At 24.6% G+C, this 16,190-nt stretch carries 24 protein-coding genes and 1 tRNA gene; 23 read left to right on the forward strand and 2 right to left on the reverse strand.

The window, feature by feature from the left end:
- Positions 1 to 6: 6 nt before the first annotated feature.
- The 14 genes from AACK94_RS00615 (at position 7) to AACK94_RS00680 (ending at position 9,615) form a co-directional block, all read left to right on the forward strand.
- Positions 7 to 672: an adenylate kinase gene (locus AACK94_RS00615; RefSeq protein ID WP_281748525.1), complete on the forward strand. Its 666-nt coding sequence runs from the start codon at positions 7 to 9 to the stop codon at positions 670 to 672.
- Positions 665 to 1,447, forward strand: a complete 783-nt coding sequence (gene map, locus AACK94_RS00620) for a type I methionyl aminopeptidase (protein WP_338975787.1) — start codon at positions 665 to 667, stop codon at positions 1,445 to 1,447. The genes AACK94_RS00615 and map overlap by 8 nt, the downstream gene beginning before the upstream one ends.
- On the forward strand, positions 1,447 to 1,767 hold the full coding sequence (gene infA, locus AACK94_RS07415; RefSeq protein ID WP_348774424.1) for a translation initiation factor IF-1: 321 nt from the start codon (positions 1,447 to 1,449) through the stop codon (positions 1,765 to 1,767). Before map ends, infA begins: the two co-directional genes overlap by 1 nt.
- Positions 1,768 to 1,788: 21 nt before the next feature.
- On the forward strand, positions 1,789 to 1,902 hold the full coding sequence (gene rpmJ / locus AACK94_RS00630; RefSeq protein ID WP_174480911.1) for a 50S ribosomal protein L36: 114 nt from the start codon (positions 1,789 to 1,791) through the stop codon (positions 1,900 to 1,902).
- 24 nt (positions 1,903 to 1,926) lie between these two features.
- Positions 1,927 to 2,325, forward strand: coding sequence for a 30S ribosomal protein S13 (gene rpsM / locus AACK94_RS00635; protein WP_174480910.1), 399 nt, complete (start codon positions 1,927 to 1,929; stop codon positions 2,323 to 2,325).
- Positions 2,326 to 2,342: 17 nt separating this feature from the next.
- Positions 2,343 to 2,735 carry a 30S ribosomal protein S11 gene (gene rpsK / locus AACK94_RS00640; RefSeq protein ID WP_252319229.1) on the forward strand — a complete coding sequence of 131 codons (393 nt, stop codon included), beginning with the start codon at positions 2,343 to 2,345 and terminating at the stop codon, positions 2,733 to 2,735.
- An 18-nt stretch (positions 2,736 to 2,753) separates the two neighbouring features.
- The gene (locus AACK94_RS00645) at positions 2,754 to 3,722 is read left to right on the forward strand and encodes a DNA-directed RNA polymerase subunit alpha (protein WP_281748527.1); all 969 of its coding nucleotides are present in this window, start codon (positions 2,754 to 2,756) and stop codon (positions 3,720 to 3,722) included.
- Positions 3,723 to 3,740: 18 nt separating this feature from the next.
- Positions 3,741 to 4,106, forward strand: a complete 366-nt coding sequence (rplQ, locus tag AACK94_RS00650) for a 50S ribosomal protein L17 (protein WP_252319218.1) — start codon at positions 3,741 to 3,743, stop codon at positions 4,104 to 4,106.
- Between the two features lie 387 nt (positions 4,107 to 4,493).
- Positions 4,494 to 4,751 (forward strand): hypothetical protein, encoded by a 258-nt coding sequence (locus AACK94_RS00655; RefSeq protein WP_338975788.1) that lies wholly within the window; start codon positions 4,494 to 4,496, stop codon positions 4,749 to 4,751.
- A gap of 47 nt (positions 4,752 to 4,798) precedes the next feature.
- A protein-coding gene (locus tag AACK94_RS00660; protein ID WP_338975281.1) for an IS3 family transposase occupies positions 4,799 to 5,916 on the forward strand; the annotation gives its coding sequence in 2 pieces (ribosomal slippage) (positions 4,799 to 5,069 and positions 5,069 to 5,916; 1,119 coding nt in all).
- Between the two features lie 26 nt (positions 5,917 to 5,942).
- Complete coding sequence (locus AACK94_RS00665) at positions 5,943 to 6,644, forward strand: hypothetical protein (RefSeq protein ID WP_338975789.1); 702 nt, start codon at positions 5,943 to 5,945, stop codon at positions 6,642 to 6,644.
- Positions 6,645 to 7,057: 413 nt separating this feature from the next.
- A complete protein-coding gene (locus tag AACK94_RS00670) occupies positions 7,058 to 7,810 on the forward strand; it encodes an energy-coupling factor transporter ATPase (protein ID WP_338975790.1) in 753 nt (250 codons plus the stop codon).
- Positions 7,811 to 7,874: 64 nt separating this feature from the next.
- Positions 7,875 to 8,753: an energy-coupling factor transporter ATPase gene (locus tag AACK94_RS00675; RefSeq protein ID WP_338975791.1), complete on the forward strand. Its 879-nt coding sequence runs from the start codon at positions 7,875 to 7,877 to the stop codon at positions 8,751 to 8,753.
- 13 nt (positions 8,754 to 8,766) lie between these two features.
- A complete protein-coding gene (locus AACK94_RS00680) occupies positions 8,767 to 9,615 on the forward strand; it encodes an energy-coupling factor transporter transmembrane component T (protein ID WP_338975792.1) in 849 nt (282 codons plus the stop codon).
- A 177-nt stretch (positions 9,616 to 9,792) separates the two neighbouring features.
- Here AACK94_RS00680 and AACK94_RS00685 read toward each other — a convergent pair whose 3' ends face one another.
- Positions 9,793 to 10,407, reverse strand: a complete 615-nt coding sequence (locus tag AACK94_RS00685) for a hypothetical protein (protein WP_338975794.1) — start codon at positions 10,405 to 10,407, stop codon at positions 9,793 to 9,795.
- A 627-nt stretch (positions 10,408 to 11,034) separates the two neighbouring features.
- On the opposite strand from AACK94_RS00685, the gene AACK94_RS00690 reads away from it, so the two are divergent.
- The 3 genes from AACK94_RS00690 to AACK94_RS00700 all read left to right on the forward strand — a co-directional run bounded on the left by AACK94_RS00690 (position 11,035) and on the right by AACK94_RS00700 (position 12,206).
- A tRNA-His gene (locus tag AACK94_RS00690) sits at positions 11,035 to 11,111 on the forward strand.
- Positions 11,112 to 11,357: 246 nt separating this feature from the next.
- Positions 11,358 to 11,561, forward strand: a complete 204-nt coding sequence (locus AACK94_RS00695) for a hypothetical protein (protein WP_338975796.1) — start codon at positions 11,358 to 11,360, stop codon at positions 11,559 to 11,561.
- Positions 11,562 to 11,582: 21 nt separating this feature from the next.
- Positions 11,583 to 12,206: a rolling circle replication-associated protein gene (locus AACK94_RS00700; RefSeq protein ID WP_422397389.1), complete on the forward strand. Its 624-nt coding sequence runs from the start codon at positions 11,583 to 11,585 to the stop codon at positions 12,204 to 12,206.
- Here AACK94_RS00700 and AACK94_RS00705 read toward each other — a convergent pair.
- Positions 12,203 to 12,472, reverse strand: a complete 270-nt coding sequence (locus AACK94_RS00705; RefSeq protein ID WP_338975800.1) for a hypothetical protein — start codon at positions 12,470 to 12,472, stop codon at positions 12,203 to 12,205. The genes AACK94_RS00700 and AACK94_RS00705 overlap by 4 nt on opposite strands.
- A gap of 267 nt (positions 12,473 to 12,739) precedes the next feature.
- Here AACK94_RS00705 and AACK94_RS00710 point away from each other — a divergent pair, with 267 nt between their 5' ends.
- The 6 genes from AACK94_RS00710 to AACK94_RS00735 all read left to right on the forward strand — a co-directional run bounded on the left by AACK94_RS00710 (position 12,740) and on the right by AACK94_RS00735 (position 16,137).
- Positions 12,740 to 13,027, forward strand: a complete 288-nt coding sequence (locus AACK94_RS00710) for a hypothetical protein (RefSeq protein ID WP_338975801.1) — start codon at positions 12,740 to 12,742, stop codon at positions 13,025 to 13,027.
- 49 nt (positions 13,028 to 13,076) lie between these two features.
- Positions 13,077 to 13,271 carry a hypothetical protein gene (locus tag AACK94_RS00715; protein WP_281748545.1) on the forward strand — a complete coding sequence of 65 codons (195 nt, stop codon included), beginning with the start codon at positions 13,077 to 13,079 and terminating at the stop codon, positions 13,269 to 13,271.
- Between the two features lie 173 nt (positions 13,272 to 13,444).
- Positions 13,445 to 13,723, forward strand: coding sequence for a transposase (locus AACK94_RS00720; RefSeq protein WP_338975565.1), 279 nt, complete (start codon positions 13,445 to 13,447; stop codon positions 13,721 to 13,723).
- A 41-nt stretch (positions 13,724 to 13,764) separates the two neighbouring features.
- A complete protein-coding gene (locus tag AACK94_RS00725; RefSeq protein ID WP_338975803.1) occupies positions 13,765 to 14,157 on the forward strand; it encodes an IS3 family transposase in 393 nt (130 codons plus the stop codon).
- 47 nt (positions 14,158 to 14,204) lie between these two features.
- A protein-coding gene (locus AACK94_RS00730; RefSeq protein WP_422397391.1) for an IS3 family transposase occupies positions 14,205 to 15,322 on the forward strand; the annotation gives its coding sequence in 2 pieces (ribosomal slippage) (positions 14,205 to 14,475 and positions 14,475 to 15,322; 1,119 coding nt in all).
- 548 nt (positions 15,323 to 15,870) lie between these two features.
- Positions 15,871 to 16,137, forward strand: a complete 267-nt coding sequence (locus AACK94_RS00735; protein WP_338975805.1) for a hypothetical protein — start codon at positions 15,871 to 15,873, stop codon at positions 16,135 to 16,137.
- Positions 16,138 to 16,190: the final 53 nt, after the last annotated feature.

The following is a 16,190-nucleotide window of genomic DNA, read 5'->3' on the forward strand; positions in this document are numbered from 1 at the left end:
GTAACGATGAATTTAATTATTTTAGGTCCACCAGGATCAGGGAAAGGGACACAGTCACAGTTTCTGAAAGAACAATATAATTTAATGCATTTATCAACTGGTGATTTGTTTCGTGATGAAATCACAAAACAATCACCAGTAGGTAAAAAAGCTCAAACTTATGTTAATAAGGGTCAATATGTTCCTGATGAGATTACAAACGAGATTATTAGTAATACTTTAAAAGATATTAAACATAATTTTATTCTTGATGGTTATCCAAGAACAATTTCACAAGTAGCATCATTAGATAAAGTATTAACAAGTTTGAATGAAACGCTTTCAATGGTATTGTATCTAGATATTAATGAAGAAACAGTTATTAAACGTTTGTCTTCAAGAGTTACTTGTCCTCAATGTAAAGCAATTTATAATCTTAATTTCCTACCACCAAAGATTACTGGTATTTGTGATAATGATGGGGTAAAATTAATTAAACGAATTGATGATAGTGATGAAAAGACAATTATCAATCGTTTAAAAACTTACAAAGTAGCAACGGCACCATTGGTAGATTCTTATCAAGAACGTGGACTGTTAAGAACGGTGGATGCCAACCAAGATAATAGTGATATTAAAAAACAAATTAAATCATATTTATCATCATTAAAAGGAAATAAAAATAATGGTTAGCATTAAAAGTCAAAGTGAAATTCAAAATATCAAAGCCGCTAGTCAAGTTGTAGCACTTATTCATAAAGAGTTAGCAAAGATAATAAAAGTTGGAATAACTGGTAAAATGCTTGATAAAGTGGCAGCACAAATTATTAAAGAAAATAATGCTATACCTTCTTTTTTAAATTATCATGGTTTTCCTGCCACGATTTGTGTTTCAGTTAATGAACAATTAATTCACGGCATTCCTAATGATAAACCTTTTAAAATGAATGATATTGTGAAAATTGATGCTGGTGCTGCTGTTAATGGTTATCATGCAGATGCTGCCTTTACAATGTGTGTTGGTGGTAAACCAACACCAGAACAAGCAAAACTTATTAATGTGACTAAAGAGTCATTAAATAAAGCAATAGCAATTATTGCACCAGGAGTTAGAATTGGTGATATTAGTAACACCATTCAAACTTATGTAGAAAGCGAAGGCTTTTATTTACCAACATCATATACTGGGCATGGTATTGGTAAAAAACTCCACGAAGACCCAGCTATTCCTAATGTTGGTAAGCCCAACACCGGAATAAAATTGCAGTCAGGAATGACAATTTGTATTGAACCAATGGTTCAAACAACAACTGATAAAATTCTGGTTTTAAGTGATAAGTGAACAGTAGTTGCTGCTGATAAACAACAAACTGCTCACTTTGAACACACTATCCTAGTAACTAATGATGGATGTGAAGTACTAACAATACTTAATGAAAATCAAAAAAATAATGAGGAATGTAATTAATGGCTAAACCAAAACAAGTAGTTAAACCCAAAGTTCAAAAAGTAAAAAAAACTAATGATAGTACTATTGAATGTGAAGGTATAGTAATAGAAGTCTTACCTAATGCTAGATTTAAAGTAAAGTTGAATGAATATGACTTTACTCCTATTGTAAGACCATCGGGTCGTATGCAAACACATAAAATTAAAATTATCAAAGGTGATCATGTAAAAGTTGAATTATCAACTTATAATTTAACTGAAGGACGAATTACTTTTCGTAACAGAATGGCTACTACACATTTACCGATAAATAAAGATGATGAAAACAAAGAAAACTAATAGTTTAACAGGAGGAAAATGATGAAAGTACAAGCATCAGTTAAAAAAATTTGTGACAAATGTCAACCAATCAAACGTAAAAAACGTAATGTAATCATTTGTGAAAATCCTAAACATAAGCAACGTCAAGGATAGAAATATTAAGGAGGAAAAATAAATATGACATCAAATACTAACAATGCAAGTCGAAGAATTGCGCAAGTAAATATTCCTGGTAATCAACATACAGTAATTGGTTTAACAAGAATTTATGGAATTGGTCGCAGCAAATCTTCAGAAATATTAAAAGAACTAAAAATTGAAGAAACTAAAAAAATTAATGAATTAACAGAAAAAGAATTAAGTTCAATTAGTCAATTAATTGAAAAGAAATATAAAACTGAAGGTGAACTAAGACGTGAAGTGTCTTTAAACATTAAAAGATTAATGGAAATTGGATGTTATCGTGGTATTCGTCATCGTAAAGGATTACCAGCCAGAGGACAATCAACAAAAACTAATGCAAGAACTTGCAAGGGACCACGTAAAACGGTTGCTAACAAGAAAAAAGCAAGTTAATTAGGAGGAAAAAAATAATGAATATAAAAACAACAGTAAAGAAAAAAATTAAAGTTAATCCTAATTTTATTAAAGCAAAAGCATTTATTAAAGCAAGTTTTAATAATACTATTGTTACTATTACTGATCTTAATGGTAATGTTATTGCTTGATCAAGTGCTGGAGCAGTAGGTTTCAAAGGAACTCGTAAATCAACTCCTCACTCAGCACAGTTAGCAGCTGAAGCTGCAGGTAAAACTGCTATGGAACACGGAGTTAAAATTTTAAGTGTTTTTGTTAATGGAACAGGACCAGGAAGAGAACCATCAATTCGTAGTTTACAAGCAGTAGGTTTTGAAATCAAAGATTTAAATGATGTGACACCAATCCCTCATAATGGTTGTCGTCCACCAAAAAAACCAAGAAAATAAAGTAGGTGAAAATAAAACATGGAACAACAATTTTTAAAACCAAAATTTAGTTTAAACAGTGAAAATAGTGCTATTAATTACAGTGAATTTATTGTGAGTCAATTAGAACGTGGTTATGGAACAACTTTAGCTAATGCCTTAAGAAGAACATTATTATCTTCAGTACCAGGTATTTCTGTATATGCAATTAGAATAAGTGGTGTATCTCATGAATTTACTGCAGTTAAAGGTGTAATTGAAAATGTTTCTGAAATAATTTTAAATGTTAAGGACTTAGTTTTAGCCTTTGATGGTGATATTCAAAAGGACGAAAAAATTGCTAATTTAAAAATTAGTATTACTGGTGAACAAGATATTACTGCTGGAGATATTAGTTGTCCAACTGATGTTAGAGTAGTTAATCCAGAATTAATTATTGCTCGAACAACTTCAAGAAATGTTCTTTTTGAAATGGAATTAATGGTAAAGAAATCTCGTGGTTATTCTTCATTTGAGGAAAATAAAAAAGAAATTGCTAATAGTTCAGGCATTATTGCTATTGATTCAAACTTTTCACCCGTTGAAAAAGTTGATTATAAAATTGAACCTGTAACTAAAACATTAAAAGGTATTGAATATGAAAAATTAATTCTTGGTGTACAAACTAATGGTTCAGTTAAAGCAGCATCAGCTATTGCAATGGCAGCTAAAATTTTAATGAGTCATATTGAATTTTTTGTTAATTTAGATGATAATGTTAAAAACTTTGAAGTTATTTCAATTACTAATGAGCAAGAAAATAATGATTTAAACAAAGCCTTAGAAGAATTGAATTTAACTGTTCGTTCATACAATTGTTTAAAACGTGATGGTTATAAAACTTTGGGTGATATTGTAAGTAAAAGTTTAGATGAAATTAAACAAATTAAACATTTAGGTTCAAAATCAATTAAAGAAATTGAAGATTGTGTATCAAAACATAATTTAGAGTTTTCTATTAAAAACTAAGAAGGAGGATAAGAAAAAATGTCATATATTAACGATATCGGAAGAAATAGTGCTAAAGTAGATGCTGAAATCCGTAATTTAGCAAGTGAATTAATTGTTCATGGAAAATTAGTTTTGTTAGAAAAAAGAGCAAAAAGATTACAAACATTTATTGAACCTTTAGTAACATTAGCTAAACGTGGTGATTTGCATTCAAGAAGAATGGCAATTGCTAAATTACGTAAAATTACAACTAAAGAGCATCCAAAGGATGGTGTTATTCCAACATTATTTGGCAATATTGCTGAAAGATATAAAGACCGTAAAGGTGGATATACAAAGTTAATTAAAGTAGATAATAGAACTGGTGATAATGCGCCAATGGTATTAATTACTTTTGTTTAATTAAAAATATTAAAGCAAGAAAATTTTGGAAAGAGTAAAGCATTTTTATGTTTTCTCTTTTTTATATGGTTGACAATTTTAAATAAAATTGTATTTTTTAATACAATTATTGATAAATATTTTTTATGGTATTTTTATTATTTCAATGTTATATTATATATGTAAGTTTTATTTTATAATTAAAACTCCTTATTTTTATAAGGAGTTTTTAGTTTCTTTAATAAAAAGTAAAACTTATATATTTGATTGGGGTAGTATTTGGATTATTTGTATTTAAAACAATAATTATCAAAAAAATATCAGTCAATAATTAAAATTATTTTTGTAAAGAAATTTATTAGATATAGTAATTTTTAAATATTTATCTCAAATAAAGGAGAATAAAACATGAAAAAAATAATTATTGCTAATGCACAAGGTATTGTTGAAGAAAATCTTACTAAGGAACAAAGAGTACTTAATCATTCTAAATTTACTCCAACAGGAATTTTTGTAGTTAAAGGATCAAAAATAACAATAAAATTATTAGAAAATGATGAATCTTTACTTAGCATCTTTATTGGACAATTAGGAAGTTATAAAAATTTAAATGATGGTCAAAGTTTAAAACCAAAAGTGGATGGGTTACACTTTATTGGACACTAATTACATAGACAAGTGAACAAATTAGTTAAAAGAAAGGAATTATAATTATGGTCACTATTAACTCATATTCAGATGAATTTAAAAAACAAATAGTAGCTTTATATCAAAGTGGCAAATCAGTATCTTGCCTTGTTAAAGAATACAATGTTACAAGAGCAGCTACTTACAATTGAATTAAGCAATTTACTAATTCAGGTAGTTTTAAAACTAAAGATAATCTTTCAGATTTAGAAAAACAATTAATTCAAGCAAATAAAGAATTAAAACAGTTACGAATGGAAATTGATATTTTAAAGCAAGCAGCACTAATAATAGGCAGAAAGTAGAGATTATTGCAAATAATAAATCTAAATATAAAATTCGCACAATGTGTCATTTTTTAAAACTCTCTAAATCAACATATTATTTTAATTTAAAGAAAAAAAATAAAATTCAAAATAATATTTATGAACAAGCTGTTATTAGTGCTTTTAAAGAAAATAAAGAAGTTTATGGTACTAGAAGATTAAAAGTCATACTAGCAAACCAAGAAATTTATTTATCACGCAGAAAAATTAAAGAAATTATGAATAAGCATAATTTAATATCAAAATACACTAAATTATCATTCAAAAATTATCATAATAAAGTCAATGATAGTCAAATAACCAATCTTGTTAATAGAAACTTTAATAATAGAATTAAAAATGAAGTTATTGTTAGTGATTTAACTTATGTTCAAGTTAATGGTAAATGAAACTATATTTGCCTATTAATCGACCTATTTAACCGCGAAATTATTGGACATAGTGTTGGAGTTAAAAAAGATGCATCATTAGTATATCAAGCATTTATGCAATCAAATCACTGTTTAAAAGATATTGAAATATTTCATACTGATCGCGGTAATGAATTCAATAATAAAACTATTGATAAACTTTTATTAGCTTTCAACATAACTCGATCTTTAAGCAAAAAAGGATGTCCTTATGACAATGCTGTTGCTGAAGCAACTTTTAAAACTTTCAAAATTGAATTTATTAATGATAAAAATTTTACATCATTAATCCAATTAAAATTAGAATTATTTGATTACATCAATTGATATAACAACATAAGAATTCACAGTACTCTAAACTACCTAACTCCAATTAGTTATCAAAAACAAATGTCTACCAAAAAATAGTCCTAAAAAGGGTTGCCATTCCACTTTTGATTAAAGAAAAAGAAAATGAAATATTAGAAGTAAGATTAAAAATTGCTAATTTATCTGCTAGTTTAAAAAGAAAAGAGAAAGAAATAACATTATTAGAATTTGAAGAATTTAAACATAAACAAATTATTTTAGAAAATAAAGAACAATTAATAAAAGCAAATCATAAATTATATTCAAATAAAAAAACAGAAAATGAAGTTAAAATAGCAGAATTGGAGATCAAAAAAAACAAGAGAATTTGTGAAATATATGAATTACAGCATAAACTAAATATAGTGGTTATAGATGAAGCAAATATTAATTCAAAAATTTTAAGTTTACTTTTGACAATATGTAGGCTTGAAAAATCTTCTATAAAAATTGTCAAAGAAATTACAGAAAAAAAAGATGTCTTAAAACGAATAAAAAATAATTCATTAGAAGAATCAATAATAATTTCACCAGAAGAAAATGTTACTTCTACTCAGCAAAATGCAAAACCATGATTTAAACGTATATATAAACCATTTACTAAACTTTATAGAAGTAGTAAACAAAAACTTACATTAGGATATTATCAAAGAAAAGAAAAATCTTTAGAAGCGGAAATTAGGAAATTAGAAGCTGAAAAATTAAAAGATTTTTGAAATAAATTTTGATTACTTATGAGCTGTGGTTGTTATAATAATCATGGTAAAACAACAAGAAAAATAGAATAAAAAAAACGAGAATTAAAAGATATTAAAAAAGAACTAGAAAAATTATCAAAAAATAATATTTCAAATAATGATCCGCAACCTTCAACTTCATCAGCAGTACCCAGCTCATCTAAAAGTTGAAGTGACAAATTATTGAAATCAACAGAAGAAGTAACAAAAAATGATTCTTTATTAAAAGAAAATTCTAAAAATCCGGATATTTCTTTACATTAATTTTATAGAATAGAAATTTATATAACTTTAATTTATAAACTAAATTTTATTAGAAAATGAACAATAATTTTACTTCAATTTTGAACAGATATTGTTCATTTTTTTCTTTTTTTATAATTTTTATAAATTATAAATTGATATATATAAAATTACTGTTATAATTTTACTAGCATAATATTTAAAATGGAGTTAGAAGTAATATGAGTAAATCTAAAATTTCATTAAGTTTAAAAAATGTTGAATTTCGTTATAAACCAGAATACAATAACGCTGTTGATAATGTTAGTTTTGATATTAATCATGGTGAATATATTACTATAATTGGTCATAATGGTAGTGGTAAGTCAACACTTTCAAAAATTATTATTGGTGTTTTACACAAACAAAAAGGTACAATTCAATTATTTGGTGAAACAATTACTAATAAAAACATTAAACAATTACGTCGTCACTTAGGTATTGTTTTTCAAAATCCTGATAATCAATTTATAGGTTCAACTGTTCGTGATGATATTGCTTTTGGCTTGGAAAATCATTTAGTTGAACCCAGTGATATGCCAGCAATTATTGACAGAGTTTCTAGGGCAGTGGGTATGGAAAAATATTTAGATCATGAACCGCTATGATTATCTGGTGGTCAAAAACAACGTGTAGCTATTGCTTCAGTTTTCGCTTTAGAACCTGATATTATTATTTTTGATGAGGCAACTAGTATGCTTGATCCAAAAGGTAAACGAGAAGTTAAAGAAATTATGTTAAAATTACAAGAACAACGCAATAAAACTATTATTTCTATTACTCATGATATGGATGAAATTATTAATGCCGATAAAATTATTGTTATGAATAAAGGTAAGTTAGTTCGTTATGGAACTCCATCTGAAATATTAAAAGAATGAGAGTTTTTACAAAGTATTCATTTAGATATTCCTTTTGTTTTAAAAGTACGTTAGGTTTAAAAAATAAGGGGATTAATATTAATGAAACATTAAGTGAAGAGGAGTTGATTTCTAGCTTATGTCAATTAAATTCAAAGAAGTAAGTTATACTTATTCTCCAAAAACCCCTTATCAATATCAAGCATTAAAAGATATTACTATTGAAATTGTTGAACAAAAAATAGTTGCTATTATTGGTGAAACTGGTAGTGGTAAATCAACTATGATTCAACATATTAATGGTTTATTAGTTCCAATGGCAGGTTCAGTTGCCATTAATGATTTTATTATTAAGGCTAATCAAAAAAAAATTCGTGATATTAAAAAAATACGTAAACAAATTGGCTTAGTCTTTCAATTTCCCGAATATCAGTTATTTGAAGAAACTATTGAACGAGATATTATGTTTGGACCAGTTAATTTTGGTGAGAAAAAAGATAAAGCACGAGAGTTAGCAAAAAAATATATTAATTTGGTTGGATTAGACGAAACATACTTATCAAGAAGTCCGTTTGATTTGTCTGGTGGTCAAAAACGAAGAGTTGCTATTGCTGGTATTTTGGCATTACAAGGTCATACTTTAATTTTAGATGAACCAACAGCAGGACTTGATCCCGATGGTGAAAAAGAATTAATTAATTTATTTTATGATTTAAATCATAAAGAAAACAAAACTATTATTTTAGTAACTCATAATATGAATCATGTACTAATGGTTGCTGATGAAGTTATTGTATTACATAATACACAGATTTATAAAAAAGCAGATCCAATTACTATTTTTAGAGATAAAAAATTAATTACCGAAACCGGAATTGAACCACCAAAAATTTATAGTTTTTTATATAAATTAGAAGCAGCAGGATTTGATACATCAAAAATTACTGCTAGAAGTGATTCAGAATTAATTGACCAGCTATCAAAAATATTATCCAAAAAAAATAACAATAAAAAGTAAGGAGTAATAAATAATGAAAGTTAGTTTTGGTCGTTATTTACCTTTAAATTCAATCATTCATCGTGTAGATCCAAGAATTAAATTACTAGTTTTAATTTGTTTAATTGCTTCACTTTTTTTTCATACTGCTTTTGAAGGTTACGCTCTTATTGGTTTTACTGTCATAACAATTTTCTTTTGTGCAAAATTACCTTTTATGATGTTATTAAAATTAATGCGTCCCATTTTATTTATGGCATTTATTTTATTTATAATTAACTGTTTTTTAACTGATGGCCCTAATGTTGGAATGATTTGACGTTGGCATGGTATTAAGGTATCATATAAAGCTATATTTGTTAGTATTTATATTGCTCTTAGAATTTATTTAATGATTTTAATTACAACAATTTTAACAACCACAACACAACCATTAGATTTCACATTAGCATTAGAAGATTTAATGTTACCATTAAAATTAATTAAATTTCCAGTACATATTATTTCAATGATTATTTCTATTGCTCTTCGTTCAATTCCTACATTATTAGATGAAGCCGGTAGAATTTTAAAAGCGCAAGCATCACGTGGTGTAGATTTAAAAAATGGTCATTTTAAAGAAAAAGTTAAATCGTTAGTATCATTAATTATTCCCTTATTAGTTTCTTCATTTCAAAAAGCAGAAGATTTAGCGTACGCTATGGATTCAAGGGGTTATGATCCACAAGGTAAAAGAACACGTTTTTGTCAATACCATATTGATTTTAAAGATATATTTTTCTTTATTATTGGTGTAGGATTGTTAGCATTTCTTATATCTTATACTTATCATCCAGAAATTTTTTGAAGAATTCCATTTATTGATGATTATTATTCACAATAATAAACGTATATGAATTAGCTTTACTAATTTTAAATGTTATTAATATTAAATTTAATTAAAAATTTTGCAACAAGAGTCATAATATTTATCATTTTTATTTTTTCTTATACTCACTATTATTTTTTTTAATTAAAAATTCTTAATTTAAATTTAAAATATATTAATAATTAAAATTAATTAAGGAGTAAGTCCGGTTGATAAATTATAATCATAAATATCACTATCTAAGTTACTTGTAACTACAATACTGTTATTTCATTCAACATTTTGTTGTGCTATTTTTTCACTAACTAACAATTGTTCAATAGCTTTATCTAATAAATTTAATTGATCTAATTCTAAATTATTTAATGCATTTTTTATAACTTGTTCATCATATACATCATCACAATTAGAATTACTTAAATCAAAAATTTGTTTTGAACTAGAAACATGATCAGATTGCAATTCTCTTTCTCTTTCTTTAATAAGTTGATTTCTTTTTTGGTCATATTTTTTCTTTCTTACTTTTATTTCGGATCTTTGATAATATTTTTTCTTTTTTGCTTTTACTTCGGGTTTTTGATCATATTTTTTCTTTCTTTGTTCATTTTTTTGGTATCACATTTGATCATATTTTTTCTTTTTTGCTTTTACTTTAGGTCTTTGTCTATATTCTTTCTTTTTTGCTTTTACTTCAGGTTTTTGTTCATATTCTTGTCATTTTCTTTTTTTAGATTGTTTATTAACTATTTCTTCATTGGTTTGAAATGAAGAAATAGTATTAGTAACTATACTTAAACTATTATTCATGTTTTTTCCCCTAAATATAATTAAAGTTAATTTTATTTAAACTTTTATTATATATATTTTGCTATTTATTAAAAATAATATTTTTTGATACATAAAAATGCATATTATAACTTTTTCAAAGTTTTAATAATAAGATTAATAAGATATATAAATTAAAATTATATAAATTAAAATTATATAAATTATACCAATTTTAAATGTTTTTTCAATCTGTAAATCAGGGTATTTGTTTTGTTTTTGGTGTTCTTAATTAAAATTAATTGAGAAAGGAATCAGTATATTGCTAAATTTTTAATCATAAGTATTAGTATCTAAATTACTTGTAAGTTAGTATTGTTAATAAAATTTGATTAATAAATTGATTTAATAAGATATTATCTATTACATTTTTATGCTTTTTATTAAGGGCATAAAACTTTATTTTAAGAGTATTTAAATTAATAATTAACCATAATTATTAATTTTAAATTGTGTTCTAATTGTTAATAGTAGCATTGTTTTTTTATTATTGTTACTGTTATATATGAAAATTAGATGATTATTTTTGTAGTTTTATGAAAAAAAATATTAAAAAATGATAAATTTATTGTATAATATTTAACGGTTTTACTTATAGAAACTAATATGGCGACTGTGGCGTAGCGGTCTAGCGCATCAGTTTGTGGAACTGACATTCGCGGGTTCGAATCCCGTCAGTCGCCCCATTTAATAAAATTATGTTTTTTACTACTCCTTTTTGGAGTTTTTTCTTTTTTAAATAAATATTATTATAAATTTATTTTTCGCTTTTTATTTACTAAATAAATAATGCTATAATTATTATGTATTAAATTAAATTAAGTATCACAATTCACCGCAAGATAATTTATTAATTATTTTGTTTTTTGTGTTATGATTATTTTGTTAGTAAAAATATATAAAATTAATAATACTGTCGAGGATTTTTATATATGCAAGAAAATTTTTATATTAAAAAAGTTTATTATGGTGCTTATGTTAAAAATATAGTTTTGCCTATGAGTGCTATTTTAAATAATAAGCGCAATGAAATTGGTATTAAAAATTTAGGGATTAATGATAAAAAATTACGTAATAATGCAATTCGGACTAAAACAAAATTAATACATAAAGCGTATCATAATTTTTATAATTAAAAAGTTTTAAGTTTTGTTACTTTGACTTATGCTGATAATATGCAAGATATTAATAAAGCAAAACATGATATTGCTATATTCTTTAAACGTTTAAAGCGTTGATGAAATGACCCTAAACGTTCTAAATATTTAGGTGAATTAAAATATATGTATGTTTATGAATATCAAAAACGTGGTGCTATACATTTTCATATACTATTTAATAGAAAAATACATAAAAGTATGTTACCACAATGATGACCATTTGGTTTTAATGATGTAAGAGTTGTTCAAAAAGGTACTAATGAAAATATAGTTAAGTATTTAAGTAAATATGTTGTAAAAGTACAAAATGATATAAAATCTCAAAATCAATATGATTTGGGTGTTCGTGCTTATGCTTTTTCTCGTAATTGTTCTAATCCAAAAGTAGTTAAAGGTCAAAAGATAATGTTATATCAACGTTTAATTGACGCTTCTGTTAATGCATTACATACACAATTTTTTAAAAAGAAAATTGATAATTTAGGTCGTACTATACTTTTTGGGGGTAGTTTTGATACTACTGTTTTTGGTGATAATTTTAAAGATTATGATGAATATCTTTCAATTGATAGTATTAGATTTAGGAATGCAATTAAATTTATACCGAAAATTTTACATTAAATTTTATTTTTAGAGTATTTTTCACATAAATTTCTGAGTAATTGTGTTTTTTCATTACTTACAGGATTTATATTATTAGTCATAATTTCTTTATATTTATGTTGTAATTTACAAAAGTTACATTTTGATTCATAAACAATATATTCTATTCCTAATAATCCGTTATATTCTTTTCATATTTTTATATTATTGAACTTTTTTTCATCAAAATCATTTTCATTTAAACCATTGTTTCTTTTAACATAATAACAATCACATTTTTGCATTTTATCACCACATTTTTATATAAATATTATAGTATTTTTATTTTTAATTAAAAATAAAATTTTGGTTAAAATACTTGTATATATATATATATATATATATAATGGTTATTGTCATAAAGATATTTATTGTGTCCTCGACAGACATTATTTTTCTTTATGGCGTTTTTTTGTTGTTTTTTTATTTTTTTATGTTATATTATAATTAATAATGTTAATTACCCGCATTATTAATCTGACTTTAATTAAGTCTCTGTCGAGGAGGTTAAGATGTATTTTTTATGTCAATTGACAAAAATTAGAAGTAATGAAGTAATTAAAGATGAGAAAAGTGGTAAGTCCAAAAATTATGATGTACTTACTTTTTCGCCGTTTTATGTTACTGATAAAGGTATTAAAATATCAACTGGTGAAAAGTCTAAGGATAAATTAGTTTTACATGATAGTGAATTATATACTAAACTTTCTAAAATGAATTTAAGTCTTGGTTCTTATTATGATGTTGAAATAACATGAGAAGCAAAAATTATTGATATACATAATTTAAAAACTAAATAGTTATTTATTATAGGGTAATTATTAAATAATTATTTAAAGGATTTAAGTTATGTCAAAAATTAATAATTGTGCTTGTGAACAACATTTTCATTTAGCAATGTATGTATGCAAACTTTGTGACCAAATTATTTGTCCAAAAAGAGTTTTACAAAATTTATATACTGGAAAATATTATTGTCCAAATTGCATATTAGATATTGCTTTGGTTAAACAAAAAGAACAATTACAACAAAAAGAAAATTAAAAACTAAATAGGGAGCATATTTATACTTTTTTGTGTACTTTGCTCCCATGTTATACAAATTAGTATAAATATGCTCCTTATTAATATAAAAGTAAGGTGGATGGGTTACACTTTATTGGACACTAATTACATAGACAAGTGAACAAATTAGTTAAAAGAAAGGAATTATAATTATGGTCACTATTAACTCATATTCAGATGAATTTAAAAAACAAATAGTAGCTTTATATCAAAGTGGCAAATCAGTATCTTGCCTTGTTAAAGAATACAATGTTACAAGAGCAGCTACTTACAATTGAATTAAGCAATTTACTAATTCAGGTAGTTTTAAAACTAAAGATAATCTTTCAGATTTAGAAAAACAATTAATTCAAGCAAATAAAGAATTAAAACAGTTACGAATGGAAATTGATATTTTAAAGCAAGCAGCACTAATAATAGGCAGAAAGTAGAGATTATTGCAAATAATAAATCTAAATATAAAATTCGCACAATGTGTCATTTTTTAAAACTCTCTAAATCAACATATTATTTTAATTTAAAGAAAAAAAATAAAATTCAAAATAATATTTATGAACAGGCTGTTATTAGTGCTTTTAAAGAAAATAAAGAAGTTTATGGTACTAGAAGATTAAAAGTCATACTAGCAAACCAAGAAATTTATTTATCACGCAGAAAAATTAAAGAAATTATGAATAAGCATAATTTAATATCAAAATACACTAAATTATCATTCAAAAATTATCATAATAAAGTCAATGATAGTCAAATAACCAATCTTGTTAATAGAAACTTTAATAATAGAATTAAAAATGAAGTTATTGTTAGTGATTTAACTTATGTTCAAGTTAATGGTATGGATGGGTTACACTTTATTGGACACTAATTACATAGACAAGTGAACAAATTAGTTAAAAGAAAGGAATTATAATTATGGTCACTATTAACTCATATTCAGATGAATTTAAAAAACAAATAGTAGCTTTATATCAAAGTGGCAAATCAGTATCTTGCCTTGTTAAAGAATACAATGTTACAAGAGCAGCTACTTACAATTGAATTAAGCAATTTACTAATTCAGGTAGTTTTAAAACTAAAGATAATCTTTCAGATTTAGAAAAACAATTAATTCAAGCAAATAAAGAATTAAAACAGTTACGAATGGAAATTGATATTTTAAAGCAAGCAGCACTAATAATAGGCAGAAAGTAGAGATTATTGCAAATAATAAATCTAAATATAAAATTCGCACAATGTGTCATTTTTTAAAACTCTCTAAATCAACATATTATTTTAATTTAAAGAAAAAAAATAAAATTCAAAATAATATTTATGAACAAGCTGTTATTAGTGCTTTTAAAGAAAATAAAGAAGTTTATGATACTAGAAGATTAAAAGTCATACTAGCAAACCAAGAAATTTATTTATCATGCAGAAAAATTAAAGAAATTATGAATAAGCATAATTTAATATCAAAATACACTAAATTATCATTCAAAAATTATCATAATAAAGTCAATGATAGTCAAATAACCAATCTTGTTAATAGAAACTTTAATAATAGAATTAAAAATGAAGTTATTGTTAGTGATTTAACTTATGTTCAAGTTAATGGTAAATGAAACTATATTTGCCTATTAATCGACCTATTTAACCGCGAAATTATTGGACATAGTGTTGGAGTTAAAAAAGATGCATCATTAGTATATCAAGCATTTATGCAATCAAATCACTGTTTAAAAGATATTGAAATATTTCATACTGATCGCGGTAATGAATTCAATAATAAAACTATTGATAAACTTTTATTAGCTTTCAACATAACTCGATCTTTAAGCAAAAAAGGATGTCCTTATGACAATGCTGTTGCTGAAGCAACTTTTAAAACTTTCAAAATTGAATTTATTAATGATAAAAATTTTACATCATTAATCCAATTAAAATTAGAATTATTTGATTACATCAATTGATATAACAACATAAGAATTCACAGTACTCTAAACTACCTAACTCCAATTAGTTATCAAAAACAAATGTCTACCAAAAAATAGTCCTAAAAAGGGTTGCCATTCCACAAATTATTTTAGAAAATAAAGAACAATTAATAAAAGCAAATCATAAATTATATTCAAATAAAAAAACAGAAAATGAAGTTAAAATAGCAGAATTGGAGATCAAAAAAAACAAGAGAATTTGTGAAATATATTAATTACAGCATAAACTAAATATAGTGGTTATAGATGAAGCAAATATTAATTCAAAAATTTTAAGTTTACTTTTGACAATATGTAGGCTTGAAAAATCTTCTATAAAAATTGTCAAATAAATTACAGAAAAAAAAGATGTCTTAAAACGAATAAAAAATAATTCATTAGAAGAATCAATAATAATTTCACCAGAAGAAAATGTTACTTCTACTCAGCAAAATGCAAAACCATGATTTAAACGTATATATAAACCATTTACTAAACTTTATAGAAGTAGTAAACAAAAACTTACATTAGGATATTATCAAAGAAAAGAAAAATCTTTAGAAGCGGAAATTAGGAAATTAGAAGCTGAAAAATTAAAAGATTTTTGAAATAAATTTTGATTACTTATGAGCTGTGGTTGTTATAATAATCATGGTAAAACAACAAGAAAAATAGAAGAAAAAAAACGAGAATTAAAAGATATTAAAAAAGAACTAGAAAAATTATCAAAAAATAATATTTCAAATAATGATCCGCAACCTTCAACTTCATCAGCAGTACCCAGCTCATCTAAAAGTTGAAGTGACAAATTATTGAAATCAACAGAAGAAGTAACAAAAAATGATTCTTTATTAAAAGAAAATTCTAAAAATCCGGATATTTCTTTACATTAATTTTATAGAATAGAAATTTATATAACTTTAATTTATAAACTAAATTTTATTAG

This window comes from Spiroplasma endosymbiont of Monopis laevigella (genome assembly GCF_964019975.1).
In the GTDB taxonomy this organism is placed as follows: domain Bacteria; phylum Bacillota_I; class Bacilli_A; order Mycoplasmatales; family VBWQ01; genus Spiroplasma_E; species Spiroplasma_E ixodetis_A.